General features: G+C 72.9%; 13 protein-coding genes. 7 read left to right on the top strand and 6 right to left on the bottom strand.

Annotated elements, in window-relative coordinates:
- Positions 1–43: 43 nt before the first annotated feature.
- Entirely contained in the window at positions 44–724 is a 681-nt protein-coding gene (locus ABZ635_RS05915) for a hypothetical protein (RefSeq protein WP_357759568.1), read from the bottom strand.
- Between the two features lie 170 nt (positions 725–894).
- Here ABZ635_RS05915 and ABZ635_RS05910 point away from each other — a divergent pair, with 170 nt between their 5' ends.
- Positions 895–2355, top strand: a complete 1461-nt coding sequence (locus ABZ635_RS05910; protein WP_357759565.1) for a PLP-dependent aminotransferase family protein — start codon at positions 895–897, stop codon at positions 2353–2355.
- A 79-nt stretch (positions 2356–2434) separates the two neighbouring features.
- Here ABZ635_RS05910 and ABZ635_RS05905 read toward each other — a convergent pair whose 3' ends face one another.
- Positions 2435–3256 carry a lysophospholipase gene (locus tag ABZ635_RS05905; RefSeq protein ID WP_357759562.1) on the bottom strand — a complete coding sequence of 274 codons (822 nt, stop codon included), beginning with the start codon at positions 3254–3256 and terminating at the stop codon, positions 2435–2437.
- Between the two features lie 311 nt (positions 3257–3567).
- Between ABZ635_RS05905 and moaA the strand changes: the two genes are divergently transcribed.
- The 4 genes from moaA (at position 3568) to ABZ635_RS05885 (ending at position 10171) form a co-directional block, all read left to right on the top strand.
- Entirely contained in the window at positions 3568–4575 is a 1008-nt protein-coding gene (gene moaA / locus ABZ635_RS05900) for a GTP 3',8-cyclase MoaA (protein WP_357759936.1), read from the top strand.
- A gap of 150 nt (positions 4576–4725) precedes the next feature.
- A complete protein-coding gene (locus tag ABZ635_RS05895; RefSeq protein WP_357759559.1) occupies positions 4726–5913 on the top strand; it encodes an RtcB family protein in 1188 nt (395 codons plus the stop codon).
- A gap of 43 nt (positions 5914–5956) precedes the next feature.
- On the top strand, positions 5957–6556 hold the full coding sequence (locus ABZ635_RS05890; RefSeq protein WP_357759556.1) for a molybdenum cofactor guanylyltransferase: 600 nt from the start codon (positions 5957–5959) through the stop codon (positions 6554–6556).
- Positions 6557–6679: 123 nt separating this feature from the next.
- Positions 6680–10171, top strand: a complete 3492-nt coding sequence (locus ABZ635_RS05885) for a hypothetical protein (protein ID WP_357759553.1) — start codon at positions 6680–6682, stop codon at positions 10169–10171.
- A 4-nt stretch (positions 10172–10175) separates the two neighbouring features.
- Here ABZ635_RS05885 and ABZ635_RS05880 read toward each other — a convergent pair whose 3' ends face one another.
- Complete coding sequence (locus ABZ635_RS05880; RefSeq protein ID WP_357759550.1) at positions 10176–10436, bottom strand: hypothetical protein; 261 nt, start codon at positions 10434–10436, stop codon at positions 10176–10178.
- A gap of 546 nt (positions 10437–10982) precedes the next feature.
- Between ABZ635_RS05880 and ABZ635_RS05875 the strand changes: the two genes are divergently transcribed.
- The gene (locus tag ABZ635_RS05875; RefSeq protein ID WP_357759547.1) at positions 10983–11192 is read left to right on the top strand and encodes a dodecin; all 210 of its coding nucleotides are present in this window, start codon (positions 10983–10985) and stop codon (positions 11190–11192) included.
- 69 nt (positions 11193–11261) lie between these two features.
- Here ABZ635_RS05875 and ABZ635_RS05870 read toward each other — a convergent pair whose 3' ends face one another.
- From ABZ635_RS05870 to ABZ635_RS05860, 3 genes are all read right to left on the bottom strand, one after another.
- Positions 11262–12050 (bottom strand): hypothetical protein, encoded by a 789-nt coding sequence (locus ABZ635_RS05870; protein ID WP_357759544.1) that lies wholly within the window; start codon positions 12048–12050, stop codon positions 11262–11264.
- Positions 12051–12224: 174 nt separating this feature from the next.
- A complete protein-coding gene (locus tag ABZ635_RS05865; protein WP_357759541.1) occupies positions 12225–12944 on the bottom strand; it encodes a cell wall anchor protein in 720 nt (239 codons plus the stop codon).
- Between the two features lie 193 nt (positions 12945–13137).
- On the bottom strand, positions 13138–14694 hold the full coding sequence (locus ABZ635_RS05860) for an LCP family protein (protein ID WP_357759539.1): 1557 nt from the start codon (positions 14692–14694) through the stop codon (positions 13138–13140).
- Between the two features lie 445 nt (positions 14695–15139).
- Between ABZ635_RS05860 and ABZ635_RS05855 the strand changes: the two genes are divergently transcribed.
- Complete coding sequence (locus ABZ635_RS05855; protein ID WP_357759536.1) at positions 15140–16048, top strand: Lrp/AsnC family transcriptional regulator; 909 nt, start codon at positions 15140–15142, stop codon at positions 16046–16048.
- The last annotated feature ends 29 nt before the right edge of the window (positions 16049–16077 follow it).

Below are 16077 nucleotides of genomic sequence, written 5' to 3'. Positions count from 1 at the left end.
GTGGGGGTCGTCCCACGGGCCCCACCCCGCGCTGCCGGGACGACTATCGGCCCGACAGAGTGGGGCTTTCCGGTGTCTCCTCGGGCATACGCAGCAGGGGCAGGAACACCTGCGCGAGCGGTCCGATCGTCACCATGAACACCAGGGTCCCCACACCGACCGTCCCGCCGAGGAGGAGCCCGGACACCGCCACCGTCACCTCGATCAGGGTGCGGGCGAACCGGATCGAAAGCCCGCGCGCGGCCAGGCCGGTCATCAGCCCGTCACGGGGTCCCGGACCCAGGCCCACGCCGATGTACAGGCCGGTGGCCACGGCGCAGACCAGGACCCCGGCCGCGAGCATCAGGACGCGTAGCGGCAGCGCGTCGGTGGCGGGCAGCAGCCACAGGGACACGTCCACGGAGACGCCGACCACGACCACGTTGCTCAGCGTCCCGAGCCCGGCCCGCTGCCGGAGCGGTATCCACAGCAGCATGAGCAGGGCGCCGACGATGACACTCCAGGTACCGATCGACAGCCCGGTCTGGTGGGCCAGTCCCTGGTGCAGCACGTCCCAGGGCATCGCGCCGAGGTCGGAGCGCAGGAGCAGGGCGCCGCTCAGGCCGTACAGGTACAGGCCGAGGTAGAGCTGAGTGAGGCGGCGCGGCCGGGGACGCGGGAGGACCGGGGTGATCAGCACACGTCCGGCCAGGGCGGACACGGGGTTCCGGGGACGTTCGGGCAAGGCCGGTCTCCTCTTTCGCGCGCACCGGCGCCACGCCGGGACGTATCCGTGGGGTGATTGGATGACCATCCAGAGTTGGGGCCACATCGGTATCGTGGCCCAGGCGGGGTGCGGATTGAAGAGCCAATCCCAGCAACTGGCCCGATTTCTCCCCTGGTGAGGTGAACCCCATGGCGAGGCAGCGCACCGACCACCCCGGTACCGGCGGCGGTACCCGGAGGATCAACGGTCGGCTTCTCGCCCGGCTGATCGGCGAGGCCCCCGTCGAACGCCCCTACTACCTCGCGATCGCCCGTGCCGTGAGCGGGCTGGTCCTGGACGGCAGGGTGCCCACCCACACGCGGTTGCCCGCCGAACGCGACCTGGCGGCGGCCCTGGGGGTGAGCCGTAACACCGTCACCGCGGCCTACGCCTGGCTGCGGGAGAACAGCTTCCTCGACAGCAGGCAGGGCGCGGGGAGCTGGACGGTCCTGCCGGACTCGGGAACCCGGGGCCCCGCGCCGTTCGTCCCCGCAGCCGAACAGATCGACCTCGGGGTGGCCGCGCCCCCGGCGGTCGACGGCCTGCGCGAGGCCGCCTTCCACGCCTCCGAACAGCTGGCCGCGCACGTGGGAGGGATCGGCTACTACCCCTACGGGCTTCCGGAGCTGCGGCACGCCATCGCCCGCCGGTACGTGGAGCGGGGCCTGCCCACCACCCCCGAGCAGATCTTCGTCACCAGCGGCGCCCAGCAGGGCGTCACCCTGGCCATGGACCTGCTGGTCAACGAGGGGGACGAGGTGCTATTGGAGTCGCCCACCTATCCGCACGGGCTGGACGCGGCCCGCCGCAACGGCGCCCGCGTCCGCACCACGGGGGTGACCCCGCAAGGGTGGGACATGGACTACCTGGTGGACGCCTTCCGTCAGCGCAGGCCCTCGGTGGCCTACATGATCCCGGACTTCCACAACCCGACCGGCGCGCTCATGGACGACGACGAACGCCGGGTCCTGGTCCGTGAGGCCCGCAGGGCCGGGAGCCATCTGATCATCGACGAGTCCGGGGCCGAACTGGCCATCGACTCCGGCGACCTGCCCGCCCCGGTGGCGGCGCACGACACCGACGGGCGCGTGCTGACGGTGGGTTCGGTGGCGAAGCTGTTCTGGGGAGGACTGCGGGTGGGCTGGGTGCGTGCGACCCCGCCGATGGTCAGCCGCGTCATGGCGATCCGACAGCGCTTCGACCTGGCCGGGTCGGTGCACGACCAGCTCACCGCGACCCACCTGATGTCCGACGTGCTGCGTATCCGGGCCGAACGCAGCCGACAACTGCGCCGCAACCGCGACGCCCTCCTGGCCAGCCTGCGCGAGCGCCTGCCGGAGTGGCGGCCCAGCGTGCCCGGCGGCGGCCTGGTGCTGTGGGCCGCCATGCCGCAGCCGGTGGCGACGGCGCTCTCGGAGGCCGCCGTCCGGCACGGGGTGCACCCGGCGGCGGGGCCGGTGTTCGGTGTGGACGGCACGTTGGAGCGCTACCTCCGCCTGGCCTACACCCGTCCGCCGGACGTGTTGGCCGACGCCGTGGAACGCCTGGCCGCGGCCTACGCCGAGACCCTGGCCCACCCCTCGCAGCCGCGCGGTCGGCTGTACGTCTGACCCGACCGGCGCGGCCGCGGTGTCCGGCGCCGCCGGTCGGCCGGGCCGCGCGGGCGGGGGCCGACCGGTGGGGGCGCCGTCAGACGGCGAAGCGCCGGGCGAAGCGGACCACTTCGGCGATCACCTCGTCGCGGTTGGTCTCGTTGAACACCTCGTGCCGCGCGCCGGGGAAGATTCGTACGGTGACGTCCTCACCCGCGACCGCCTCGATCCCCACCTTGGAGTCGGTCGGCGGCACCAGTCGGTCCTCGTGGCCGTGCACCCAGAGCAGGGGGAGGGAGCCGAGGCTCCCCGCGGCGTTGCCCCGCTCCAGTTCGGTGGTCAGGGCGTTCACGGTGGTGCGCTTGAAGGGGCCGTGCCAGACGAGCTCGTCGGCCGCGTACGCCGCCCCGACCCCGGGGTCGCGCGAGAGGGTGGCGGGGTCGATGGGGGCATCCGGGATCACCTCCGCGGCGGCGAGCTCCTCCAGGGCGCTCCAGCGCCCGAGGACCGGACCGGACAGCGCCAGGGCCTGGACGGCGCCGGGGTGGACCTGCGCGTGGCGGGTGGCGATCAGCCCGCCCATGGAGTGGCCGACCATCACCAGGGGGAGGCTGCGGTAGGCGGTGCGGGCCTGGGTGACGACCCGGTGCACGTCCTCGACGACCCCCGAGAAGTCCTCGATGAGGACGCGTTCGCCGGAGGAGCCGCCGTGGCCCCGGTGGTCGGCGCCGTAGACCGCCGCTCCGGCCGCGCACAGGTCCCGGGCGACCTGCTCGTAGCGGCCCAGGTGCTCGCCGTAGCCGTGGACGAGCACGGCCAGCCAGGTCGGTTCGCCTTCGGTGGGGGCCCAGGCGCGTGCCGCGAGCCTCTCCGAACCGTCGGGTCCTCCGGCCAGCCCCCACTCACGTGTGCTGATCACCGTGTCCTGTCTCCTCGTTGCCGTGGTCGTCTGCGACGATCGGGTGGTCGCCGCCGGAGTGGTCACCCTAGATCATCGGCGTCCCGGTGTCGGGGCGCGTGGTCGGCGCCGGGACACCGCGCGTGTTTGGGGTATGGGCCAGGGGCGGCGGCCCGCTCTCGTGCGAGTCGACGAAATATGCCAAATGGTGTGATTGAGGCGACTCGCCGCGAAACTGGATCTTCTACGCTTGTGTGGGGGTATCCCACTCGTGGGTGTGCCCCCTGCTTCCCCGACAGGCAACCCGGACTGGAGAGAGGAGGATGACGCTCGTGCTGGCCGACTCCTATGGCCGCGTGGCGACGGACCTGCGTGTGTCGCTCACCGATCGGTGCAACCTCAGGTGTACCTACTGCATGCCGCCGGAAGGGCTGGAGTGGCTCCCCAAACCGGAGCTGCTCACCGACGACGAACTCCTGCGCCTGATCCGCGTCGGCACCACCCGCCTCGGTATCGAGGAGGTCCGCTTCACCGGGGGCGAGCCCCTGCTCCGGCGCGGGCTGGCGTCCATCGTGGCGGGTACCACCGCCCTCACCCCTCGGCCGCTCACCGCCCTGACCACCAACGGTATCGGGCTCGCGCGCACCGCACCGGCCCTGGCCGAGGCGGGGCTGGACCGGGTCAACGTCTCCCTCGACACCCTCGACCCCGTCGTCTTCGAGAAGCTGGCCCGGCGCCGCCGCCTGCCCGACGTCCTGGACGGGCTGGCCGCCGCCGCCGACGCCGGTCTGACGCCGGTGAAGGTCAACGCCGTGCTCATGCGCGACGTCAACGACCACGAGGCCGCCGACCTCCTTCGCTTCTGCGTGGAGCACGGGTACGAACTGCGGTTCATCGAACAGATGCCGCTGGACGCCCAGCACGGCTGGCGTCGGGACACCATGATCACCGCCGACGAGATCCTGGCCCTGCTGGAGACCGAGTTCGACCTCGCCCCGGCCGACTCCGACACCCGGGGCAGCGCTCCGGCCGAGCTCTTCCACCTGCGCGGCCGGACCTTCCCCAACGGGGACCCCGCCACGGTCGGCGTGATCGGATCGGTCACCCGCCCCTTCTGCGGGGCCTGCGACCGGGTCCGGCTCACCGCCGACGGTCAGATCCGCAACTGCCTCTTCGCCCGCGAGGAGTCCGACCTGCGCACGCCCCTGCGCGAAGGTGCCACCGACGACGAGATCGCCGAACGCTGGAGGGCGGCCGTTCGGTCCAAGCTCCCCGGCCACGGCATCAACGACCCGAGTTTCCTCCAGCCAGCCCGCCCGATGTCGGCCATCGGCGGCTGACCCGGCCCGCCGCCACGGACGGCGGCGGCACCGGGGACGTCTCCGCGGAAATGGGGTTGCCGTCCCCTTTCGCTCTCTGGCTTGATGATCCGGGGCACCGACGACACACGCGGTGCCCCGGGCGAGAACGAGAGAAACGGGAGGTGTCCCATGCCCTACACCGAAGTCCCCGGCGAGCGGGTGCCGATCCGCATGTGGGCCGACCCCGCGCAGGTCGAGCCCGCCGCCATGGACCAGCTGCGCAACGTCACCCGCATGCCCTGGACCCACGGGCTGGCCGTCATGCCCGATGTCCACTACGGCAAGGGCGCCACCGTGGGTTCGGTGATCGCGATGCGCGACGCCGTCAGCCCCGCCGCCGTGGGAGTCGACATCGGATGCGGCATGACCGCCGTGCGCACCGGGCTCACCGCGGAGCGGCTGCCCGACGACCTCGGAGCCCTGCGTTCGGCCCTGGAGGCGGCGATCCCGGTGGGGTTCCACTCCCACGACGAGCCCGTCGACCCCGCGCGGGTGCCCGGCCTGAACGGTTCCGACTGGGACGGCTTCTGGAACGGGTTCGACGACCTGGCCCCTGCCGTTCACCCCCGCAACGAGCGCGCCCGCCGCCAGATGGGCACCCTGGGCGGCGGCAACCACTTCCTGGAGGTGTGCCTGGACGACGCGGGCACCGTCTGGATGGTCCTGCACTCGGGGTCGCGCAACATCGGCAAGGAACTGGCCGACCACCACATCGGGCGGGCCCGGGAGCTGCCGCACAACCAGGACCTGCCCGACCGCGACCTCGCCGTGTTCCTGTCCGGGACCCCGGAGATGGACGCCTACCGGCGCGACCTGTTCTGGGCGCAGGACTACGCCCGCCGCAACCGCGACGTCATGATGGCGCTGGCCTGCCAGGTCCTGGCCGAACGCGTGCCCGGAACCACGTTCGAGCAGCGCATCTCCTGCCACCACAACTACGTGGCGGAGGAGACCTACGACGGCGTGGACGTGCTCGTCACCCGCAAGGGGGCGATCCGTGCGAGTGCGGGTGCTTTCGGGGTGATTCCCGGAAGCATGGCGACCGGTACCTACATCGTGAAGGGCCTGGGCAACCCGGCCTCCTTCAACTCCGCCTCGCACGGGGCCGGACGCCGCATGAGCCGCAACAAGGCCCGCAAGACGTTCACCCGGGACGACCTGGTCGAGCAGACCAGGGGAGTGGAGTGCCGCAAGGACCTCGGCGTCGTGGACGAGATCCCCGCCGCCTACAAGGACCTGGAGTCGGTGATCGAGGCCCAGACGGACCTGGTCGAGGTCGTCGCCCACCTGCGGCAGGTGGTGTGCGTCAAGGGGTGAGCCGCGCCCTCCCGGCGGCCGCCGCGTGCGGCATGCTGGGAGGGTGACCGACAACCTCGACGCCGTGGTGCTGGCCGGGGGAGCGGCGACCCGTATGGGCGGCGCCGACAAACCGGGCCTCACCGTCGGCGCGCGCACCCTGCTCGAACACGTGGTCGGCGCCGTACGCGACCACGCGCCGCACGCCCGCGTGACCGTGGTCGGCCCCCCGCGCGAGCGCCCGCGGGCCCGCTACGTCCGTGAGGACCCGCCGGGCGCCGGGCCGGTCCCGGCCCTGCGGGCGGGGCTGCCCGCAGTGCGGGCTCCGCGGGTGGCGCTGCTCGCCGCCGACCTCCCCTACCTGGCCGCGCATCATCTTGGCGCCCTGTGTGACGCGTTGGCCTCGGGCGCTGAGGGGGCGCTCGGCGCGGTGTTCGTGGACACCGGGGGCCGCGAGCAGTGGCTCACCGGGGTCTGGGACACCCGCGCCCTGCGCGCGGCCCTGGCCGACTACGCCGGACGGTCGCTGTACGGCCTGCTCGGCCCCCTCGACCCCGTCCGGGTACCGCTCACCGGCGCTCCGGAGGGGTTCGACGTGGACACCCCCGAGGAGCTCGAACGCGCCCGGGCCGCTCGGACGCCGGGGCATCCGGGACCCAGCTGATCGACCCGGCAGTAGGGGGCGGAGTGGGTCGGGGCCACGTGACCTGCGGGACTTGCCCCGGCGCCCGCCTTGAGCCATCATGGCCGCCATGACGATCAGAAAGGGCGGAATCCGCCCGCGCCGTTGAGCCCCACCGCGCCGACGAACGGGTCGGCCGCCGAACTCCTCGCTTCCCTTGAGGGCCTGGGTCACCACGCGCGCACCCGCGAGCTGGCCCTGTACGCCCGACTCCGCTCCTCCACGCCACGATCGGAACCGCTTCAGCGCGAACTGTCCGCGCTCGGCCACCACCGCGACGCCCTGCACACCGCGATCGTCGCCAAGGACCTCGAGGCCGTCGCCGGATACCTGAACGGGCCCGACATGGAGCTGCGCGGGGCCGCACTGCGCGCCGTCCGCACGCTCCCCCTCCCGGACCCGGTGATATCGGCCGCCCTCGACGACGCCCCCGGCGGTCTGCGTCGCGCCCTGTACCGAAGCCTCTTCCAGGGGCGGCGCGCGGAACTCGCCGACACCCTGTTGGAGCAGGTCCGGGCCGTGCACGGCGACGCCGAGGCGGCCGCCCTGCTACCCGCCTGCTCCCGCGACACGGTGCGGCACCGACTACCGGAGCTCGTTCACGCGGTGCGCTCGTGGCGTCGACTGGCCCGCCGTCACCCGGACACGCTCGCCGACCACATCGCTGACCGTTTCGGCGCCGCGGACGCCGACCTGTTCGTCCAGCACCGCTGGCAACGCGCCCTCACGGCCCTGGACCCGGTGCGACCCGCTCGGGTGGCGGAGATCGTCGGTCCCGACCAGATGCGCCGCTACCCGCACGCCGTCCGGGTCTGCGATGCCGCGGCCCATCGGCGCTCACCCCACCCTGAGGTCTCCAGGGGCCGCCGGGCCGACCGCGAGCTGATACGGGCGATGCGCACCCGCCCGGCCACCGCCCGGTGCGTGCTCCGGTCCCTGCCCAGGAAGGAGGCAGCCACCCTTGTGGACCGGACCATCGCACAGTGGAACGGCCCCCGATCCCCCGAGGGACTGCTGCCGTTCCTGGGCCTGCTGCCCCGCGACCGGGCGGCCGATCTGGCGCGCGAGGCCCTGACCGAACTGGCGGTCTTCCAACGCGTCAACAGCCGTTCCCACATCCCCGACCAGGACCTCGACGCCATCGCGCACCTGCCCTACGCCGAGGCGGCCGAACAGCTGGAGGAGGCCGCCTCCTGCGGCGACCCCGACCGCAGGGCCCGGGGCTTGGCCCGCCTCGTCGAGGCCACGGCGCGTACCGGCGACCCGGTACTCCTGGCCCGGGTCCTGGCGGAGCGGGTGGAGCGTCACGGCGCGGACCGCGACTCCGTCCGCCGTGCCCTCCTGCTCGCCCTGTGCGAGGTCGACCCCCGCCTGCTGGTGCCCTGCCTGCCGTCCCTGCACCGCCTGGTGGAGGACACGGTGCGGGCCCGCGACACCTCGGCCGGCACCCGCGACGTCCTCCGGCACCTGGCTTCGCTCGTCCTGCGCCACCCGGACACCCGGGTCGGCGAACCGGCGGTGCTCTGGGGGACCAGGGTCTACCGGCGGCTGGTCGAGCGGTTCGGCGCCGACGGGCTGGGCGAGCCCGACCGGCCCCGGCACAACGCGCCCTGGTGGGCGTTCCGGAGGCGTCGGAGGCCCTGGTGGGTCCCCCAGGAACACGGCCCCCACCGCCACGGACCCGAACCCCGCCTGTACCAGGTCCTGCCGCCCGGAGCGGAGGACCTCCTCCTCGAACAGCTGAGCGGATACCTCTCCCGAGCGCGCCGCCGGGGCGACCACGGGCCCGCCGTCGCGCTGGCCGCCGAACTCGGCCACAGGGGACGCCGCGGTACCGTGCTCGACGGCCACCTGCGGGCCGCCGTGTTGGCCGACCCCGACCCCGACCCCGGCTCCGCCACCTCCATCCGCGCCGCCGCCCTTTACCTCACCGGTCCCGACCGCGACCGCAGAGCGCTCAGCCTGTTCGAGGAGGACCCGGCCGCCGCGTGCCTGCCCCGTGTGTGGGAGCTGCTGACCCGCCGGCACCCGGCCTCGGTGGCGCTGAGCGCCCTTGAGTCCGCCGCGGCCGTCCCGGGCGGGGGCGCCCACGGCGCCGCGGTGTGGGTGCCCCGCGTCGACCGCGCGCTGTTCCTTGACTGGCCGACCGCCGCTCGTGACCGGCTCCTCGCACACCTGCTCGCCGTCGTGGCGGAACCCGCCCTGGCCGCGGCCGACCGCGAGTCGGCCCTGCGAGCGCTCAGCGGCCTCCCCGGGGCACACCGGCACCTGGCACCCTTCCTGAACGACGGAGAGGTCGTGCTCCGGGATGCGGCCCTGTCCGCGCTCGGCCGTTGCGACCAGCCCGAGCTCGCGCTCGAACTGATCGCCGCACAGGCGGGCGGGCCCCGCTCAAGGACGGCCGGACCGGCTCTGTCCCGCTGCGCCGAGCGGGCCCGGCCCTCCGTCCTCGGCCCGCTCCTGTCCCGCGTGTTGGAGGGATCTGGGAAGGTGACCGTCCGCCGGACCGCCGCCCGGCTGCTGGTCCGGCACCGTCCGCCGGGAGCGGTGGCGGCCCTGGTCCGTGTGCTGCGCCGAACGGACGAACACCGCGGCGTGCTCGCGGCCGTGGCGGCGGCCCTGCTCTGCCTCGCGGACGCGCCGGGGGCCCTCGACGGGCTGGCCGAACGAGTTCCGGACTTCACCGAGGAGGAGATTCAGGTGGCCCTGCTGGGGGTGAACCCCGAACAGCTGGCCCCGGAGGTCCGGCGTGCGGCGGCCGACACCCTCGCGGCCCTGCCGCAGCCCCGCCGAACGCACTGGCGGATGAGCGGCTGGTGGGGGTGGTGGACCGCATGGGGGTCGGAAACGTTGGACGACGTCATGGCGGCTGTCTGCGACCTGGATCAGCCGGGTGAGCGCGTGCTGGCCACGCTCTGGCAGGCCCTCGCCCGAGGCAGGGGGCAAGGGCGCCTCGCCGGGGTCCTCCAACTCCTCGTGGACCAGGTGCCCGGTCCCGAGCACCCGCTTCCGGTCGCGGGGACGCGTGCCCTCGAGCGCGTCAGGGACGCGCACCGCAGGGCGTGCAGGGTGACGGGCCTTCTCCAGTCGGCCCGCCTCCGCGCTCCGGTGGGGGACCCGGAGATGCGCGACCAGGTCGACCGCGCCGTGGACCTGCTCACCGCGCGCCCCGAACTCCTCGACATCGCGCTCCCCCTGCTCGAGGTGGATCTGCGGCTTGCTGTCAGGGCCGCCGAGGACACTGACGAGGCGGAGCCGCTGGTGACCCACCTGCTTCGGCTGGCGCGGCTGCTCGCCAGACGCCCCGGGTACCACGATGACCGGTGGGACTCCATGGTCCGGCCGCTGTGCGGTCGTAACGGACGTTCGGGAGTCGGATGGGAGACCGTGGCCCAGGTGGCGCGGCGTCTCCTGGACGAGGCCGAGGCCGACGGCGGTCGGGTGGGTCAGATGGCGGGACTGCTCGGGCTGGCCCTGGTCCGGAACGCGCTGAACGGCAGCGCCTGGGCCCGGCCCTGGCCCGAGCTGTTGGCTGTCGCGGAGCGCTGCCGCCACGAGGAGGTACGGCTGGGGGCTTGGGCCGCCACCGTGCGGTGAGGGGTCAGCTGTGGGAGTCGGGGCCGCCTCCGCCTTCCTGGTCGGCGGCCTCACCCTCCAGGAACGCGGCCATCGGTACCGTCTCGCGAAGGAACCCGCGCAGCCCCAGGAAGTGGGCGAGGTAGGCGCGGTGCTCGTCGCAGGCCGCCCACACCTTGCGGCGGTCGGCGGTGTGCAGCTTGGGGTTGTTCCACACGAGGGCCCAGTCGGCCCGGGCTCGGCAGCCCTTGCGTGAGCAGTGCGTGTCCGGTGCGGTATTACCCAATGCTGGTCCCCAGGCGACAAAGCGGATTCGGTGGTCAAGCCCCGGCCACGGACGGGTATTCACGCCGACCGGGTGCGGACAAAAGGCGACGCCGGGTGGTTACGGGGGCAAACCACCCGGCGTCGCACGCGATGTTTCGACGGGGGCTCGAAACATCGTCCCGCGCTTCGACGGGGGACCGAAGCGCTAGACCCAATGTACACCGACGCCCCCCGGGGTACGTCAAGAGTGAGTTACGACGTTGTCTCGGGACAGTCCCGCCAGGGTGGGTCCTCGGCCCCTGGTCAGGGCCTGTCTGGTACTTCTCCTCGCCTTCCCTGGCACTTCGGTGACTCCTTTCCCTGGCCGGAACCTCTTCCTCCCGGGCCAAACGCACCCCAACCGGGACCAAAGTCCTCAGAAACCTTCGGCAAAGTACTCTGATCCGTTCTCGGGAAAGGTCGCTGGAGGAAATCCGGAGGCCAGTGTGGCGAAGGGGGATTGAGGGGAGGCAGGGAACGGGGCCGGGTTCGCGCGGCCCCGACCACCGACCCACAGGGGGAGACCATGAGCGGGCACACCTACCGCGTCACGGAGATCGTCGGCACCTCGCCGGAGGGTGTCGACCAGGCGATTCGCAACGGCATCCAGCGGGCCTCGGCCACGCTGCGCGGCCTCGACTGGTTCGAGGTCACCCAGGTGCGGGGCCAGATCGAGGACGGCGGGGTCGCCCACTTCCAGGTGGGGCTCAAGGTCGGGTTCCGGCTGGACGACTGAGCGTCCCCCCGGGCGGTGCCGCGCGGCGGCACGGGTGGCACCGCGGGGGCGCCCCCGCGGGCCCGCTGCTCAGCCGTCGCCGGGCTCCGGGCCGCGCAACACGTCCACGTGCACGTGGTCGAGATGGCGCAGGATCTCGTTGTCGGGGTCGGCCTCGTAGTGCCGCCATCCCATCGTCGGGTACCGGGTGCTCCAGATCTTGTCGTCGAAGATGATCACGTCGATCTGGTAGTCGGGGGCGTGGGCGATCAGCCAGTGCGCGAGCAGCCACCCCTCGCGGCGGTTGTCCTCGTTGACCGGGCGGTAGAAGACGTCGAGCGCGCGCCCCTCGTAGTGGGCCGACTTCTCACCGTGCCCGGTGTCGTACCCGCCCGCGACGTAGCCGCCGATCTCGGTGTCGGCGAAGTCGTTCTCGATCCCCTTCTTGAGGGCCTTGGCGCGCGGGGTCAGCCCGGAGCCCAGCTCCTCCTCGAACTCGACGTCCTCGCCCGAGTAGCGGCAGCTCAGCGCGGGCCCGGCGTCGTCCTCGGGGCCGTTGACCAGGGCGTCCATCACCGCGTCCGGAACGTCCTCGACGTCGGGCCGTTCGATGGGCGCGGCGTCCCCCTGGGCGATCACCGCGGCCGCCGTGGTCGCACGCCTGGCCTGGTCGCGGTCCAGGTCGACCCTCTCGTCCCCGGTCCAGACGGAGCACTCCGGCCCCCACGGCGAGGTGGAGGGGAGGAGCTGGTGGTGCTGGGTCACCCAGCGCGCGCCCACCATGGCGATCACGAGCAGCACGGTCAGGATCGCCACGGACAGGATCAGCCCGTGCCATCGTCGGGGGACCCGATCGGCCCCGGGAACTCTGTGGGTCATGGACTCCGCCCCTCCAGGCCGGGGGCGGTGCGGTCGTGCCGCCGCGACTCCCCAGGCGTGCGTGTTCTGCCCGGCATACCTACGTATTCCTGCGTATATGGGACGCGGTGGGGGTGGCTCTCATTCCCGGAAGTGACCGGGATCAACCCCAGGAGGCGGCAGCGGTGTCCGTCGTCACCACACCGACCACAGGACCATCGCGCCGCCCAACAGCAGGGTCAGCGCCCACACCCGGTCCATGGTCACGCCCTTCCAGCGCAGCGCGTGCACGCCGAGGAAGTCGTAGGCCAGCAGAGCCGCGACGCCCGCCGCCGCGAGCATGGCCAGGGAGTGCACGCCGGTGGCGGCCAGGCCGAGCAGGGTGGCGTCCCACAGGTTCCACGCCCCCTCGGCGGACGCCGCCGCTTCCGGGACGCCGGCCGGAGCCGCCGCCGGAGCCACCGCCCCACCGGTGTCGTGCGCCCCGTGGCCGCCGTCCTCCACGTGCGTGTGGTGCAACTGCCCGGCGAGCACCGGCATGAGCATCAGCCCCGCGCCGTGCGCCGAGGACATCAGGAAGGACCAGGCGGCCAGCTGCCACAGCGACAGGCGCACGTCGCGCCAGTGGAACCGGTGGCGCGACAGCAGGACCACCAACCCCACCAGCACGATCACGCCACCTCCGATGACGGGGAAGAGCACCGAGGCGGTCGCCGAACCGGTGACGGTGATCGCCACCGCGGCCACCGCGACGCTCCCCGCGTGCCCCGCCGCGATCGCGGGCAGGGCCGTGAGCACCTGACGGCGCCCGCCCTCCTGTAGACCCCTGCCGACGGCGAGCAGCCACCCCATGCCCGGGTGCAGCCCGTGGAAGGCGCCCAGGGCGACGAGGGTCCAGAGTTGAGCTGTGGTCACCGCGCCAGGTTCACACGCGGGCCCGGGGCTGACAACGGTGCGTGGTCAAGTGTCCGACACCGGTCACCGTGCGTCGCCGGGGTTTGCCGTCACCCCCCAGGGGCACGCGCGAGCCCGCGACAGCGGCCGCCCCGACGACGTCGGAGCGGCCGCGCACCACCCGGGTTCCGGAGGACCGGCCCCGGGGCGGGGATCAGGGACAGATGGCGCCCAGGTCGGTGGCCTCCGAGCCGACCTGGCGGCCCGGGTCGGCGGGCGCGGGCTCGTCCAGACCGGTGTAGCGCTGCCACTCGGTGCGCTCGTCCTCCTCCCACTCCTCCCACTCCTCCCACTCCTCGGGGGTCGGGTCCTCGACGCCCTCGGGGGCGTCCCCGTCCGGGGAGGCGGAGGGGTCCTCGGACGGCACGCCGTCCTCGTCGTCGACGGCCCCGACGGCCTCGGCGACCAGCACCTTGATCTCGTCCCAGTCGGGGTTGCCGGTGCTCACCTGCGGCGGCGACAGCTGGAGCGCGCTCATGTCACCGTGGTCGGTGAGCTCGTCGGCCAGCTCGATGAAGGCGGGCACCTTCGACTGCGGGATGTCGGTGGTGAGCGTGCGCTTGGTGGCTCCGGCCAGGCGGCGGTAGCTGGTCAGGACCGTGGCCGGGTCGACCTGTTCGGCGACGTACTTGACCAGGCAGCCCTGGCGCCCCATCCGGCCGTAGTCGTCCGAGCCGATCCGGGAACGGCCGTACCAGAGCGCCTCGTGGCCGTCCAGACGGCGCACGCCGGGCTCCAGCACCCCGCCGTGCACCCCGTACGGAATGGGTTCCTCGATGCGCACGCGAACCCCGCCCACGGCGTCGATCAGGTCGCGGAAACCCATCATGTCGACCATGGCGTAGTACTCGACGTCCAGGCCGAGGTTGTGCCCGATGACCTTCTTGAGTGTGTCGGCGGCGGGGTCGGCGGCGATCGGGTTGAGCGCCAGCTCGTCGGGCTCCTCGGCGACGGTCTGGTACACGTCGTTCAGCAGCAGGTCGAAACCGTACGGTTCCGGGTAGCGCTCGGCGAGGGAGCTCCCCTCGGGAAAGCGCACGTTCTCCAGGTTGCGGGGCAGCCCCACCAGGACCGCGTCGCCGGTGGCGGTGTCCAGGCTCGCCACCATCATGGTGTCGGTGCGCACCCCGTAGCGGTTGTCGGCCGAGTCCGCTCCGATGAGCAGAACGTTCACCCGCTCCGCGCCGTACCAGGGGTCCGCGGCGTCGTGCGGCGGGAGGTCGTCGCGCTCGGGGGCGTCGAAGACCTCCCCCAGCGTCTCGTAGGCCGTGTACCCGCCGTGCAGTGCCCAGGCCGCCGGGACGGCGACGGTCAGACACAGCACCAGCACGACCGCGCCGCCGAGCAGGCGCGTGCCGAACCGCGCCCCCTCGGGCCGGGTGATGGTCCACGAGTGCACGATCACGGTCAGCCAGAGCATCGCCACCGCGAACACGGCGGCCATGACGCCCAGCAGCCAACGGTCCTGCACGGCCATCCCGGCCAGCACGGTCATGGCCCCCGACTCGTGGGTGCCGACCCAGTACGCACAGAACACCAGGGCCGCGACCCCCAACAGGTAGGAGCCGAGGATCACGGCCCCGGCGAGCCGACGCCTCATGCGCAGGTGCGCCACACCGGGCAGGGGCAGCGACGCGGCGGTCCACAGCAGCGCCCCTCCCGTACTCGGGCGCACGGGCGCCTTGTCCGGCCGCTCGTCCTCCGCTGCCACCAGGGTGTCCTCTCAAGCCGCGGGGCGACCGGGGCCGCCCCGTCCTCTACTCCTGTTTGTTCGCGCCACGCCGCCCGTGGCCGTCACTTCCCGTCGTCGTGCCCTTCCCGGGAGCGTGCGGGGGAGGGGCCGCCGGGCGGCCCCTCGCGGTGCGCCGCGACCGCCGTCGTGGGCGTCACGCGGGCCTGTGTGATCAGTGTGGCGCTTTGTCGGTGTTGTGTGCGCAGCGGCCACCTCATAAGGGGTGTTCTATACAAGTCTGTTATGTGGTCGAGAGGCGCCTGTTGGGGCATTGGTCGGCGCCCCCAGGCCGGTCAAAGTGGTGAATCAACCGATTTCTTTGGCGATCAGTAGTGAAGCGGCTCCGCAGCTGCGATGATCTGCCCGGAGGAGGGGGCGCCGTCCGGGGGTAAGGGCGGCGTCATGGGAACGAAAGGCAACCATCGTGCTCGATGCGGTTGACGCCGCGCTCATGCGGGCGTTGCAGGGGGACGGCAGAGCGACGTTCCAGGCCCTGGCGGACGGGGTGGGCCTGTCCAGGACGGCGGTGCGCGCCAGAGTGCGCCAGCTGGTCCAGTCAGGGGCGATCAGGATCGTCGGGGTGTTGCACGCCGGCGTCGTGGGCATGGAGGTCCTCGGTCACGTGTCGTTCAGCGTCGGCGGACCGGTCGGTCCGATGCTGGAGGCGCTGGGGGAACGCGAGGCGGTGACCTTCGCGGCGCAGGCGGCCGGGAGGTTCCCGGCCGTCGCGCAGGTCAGGGTGGCCGACGACGCCGCCCTGACCAAGGAGCTCGCCGACCTGCGCTCACTGCCGGGAGTGGAGGGCGCGGAGGTCTTCCGCGCCAACGCCGTGTACAAGGACGCCCACAGCAGTGTGCGTGAACTGCGCGACATCGAGTTGGACGCGCTGGACTGGCGTCTGGTTCGCAGACTGCTCAAGGACGGTCGGGCCTCGTACGCCGACCTGGCCCGGCAGGTGGGGTTGTCGCAGGCGGCGGCCCGGTCACGGGTGGTGCGCCTGCTCAACTCCGGGGTGGTCCACGTGACCGCCCTGGTGGAGCCGTCGGCCGTGGGCGCCAACGAGCAGCTCGGTTTCGGGCTGCGGTGTCGGGGGGACGCCGACGCGTTGGGCACGGCCATGGCCAACATGGGGCGGATCTCGTTTCTGGCCAGCGGGTTCGGTCGCTACGACGTGATCGGGACACTCACGGCGCCGGACCGCTTCCAGCTGGTGGAGGCCCTGGAGCGCGTTCGGGCGACGGCCGGTGTGGGGCACGTGGAGACCTGGGACCACCTCCAGGTCCGCAAGGAGCGTCGGGGTGGCGAGCGCACGGTCGGCTGGGTCCACGGCTGACCCGGTGACGCGCGGGCCCGGCTCGGGCC

Source organism: Nocardiopsis sp. NPDC007018, assembly GCF_040635075.1.
In the GTDB taxonomy this organism is placed as follows: Bacteria; Actinomycetota; Actinomycetes; order Streptosporangiales; family Streptosporangiaceae; genus Nocardiopsis.
Note: the sequence above shows the minus strand (reverse complement) of the source record. Positions and strands in the feature narration are given on the sequence as shown.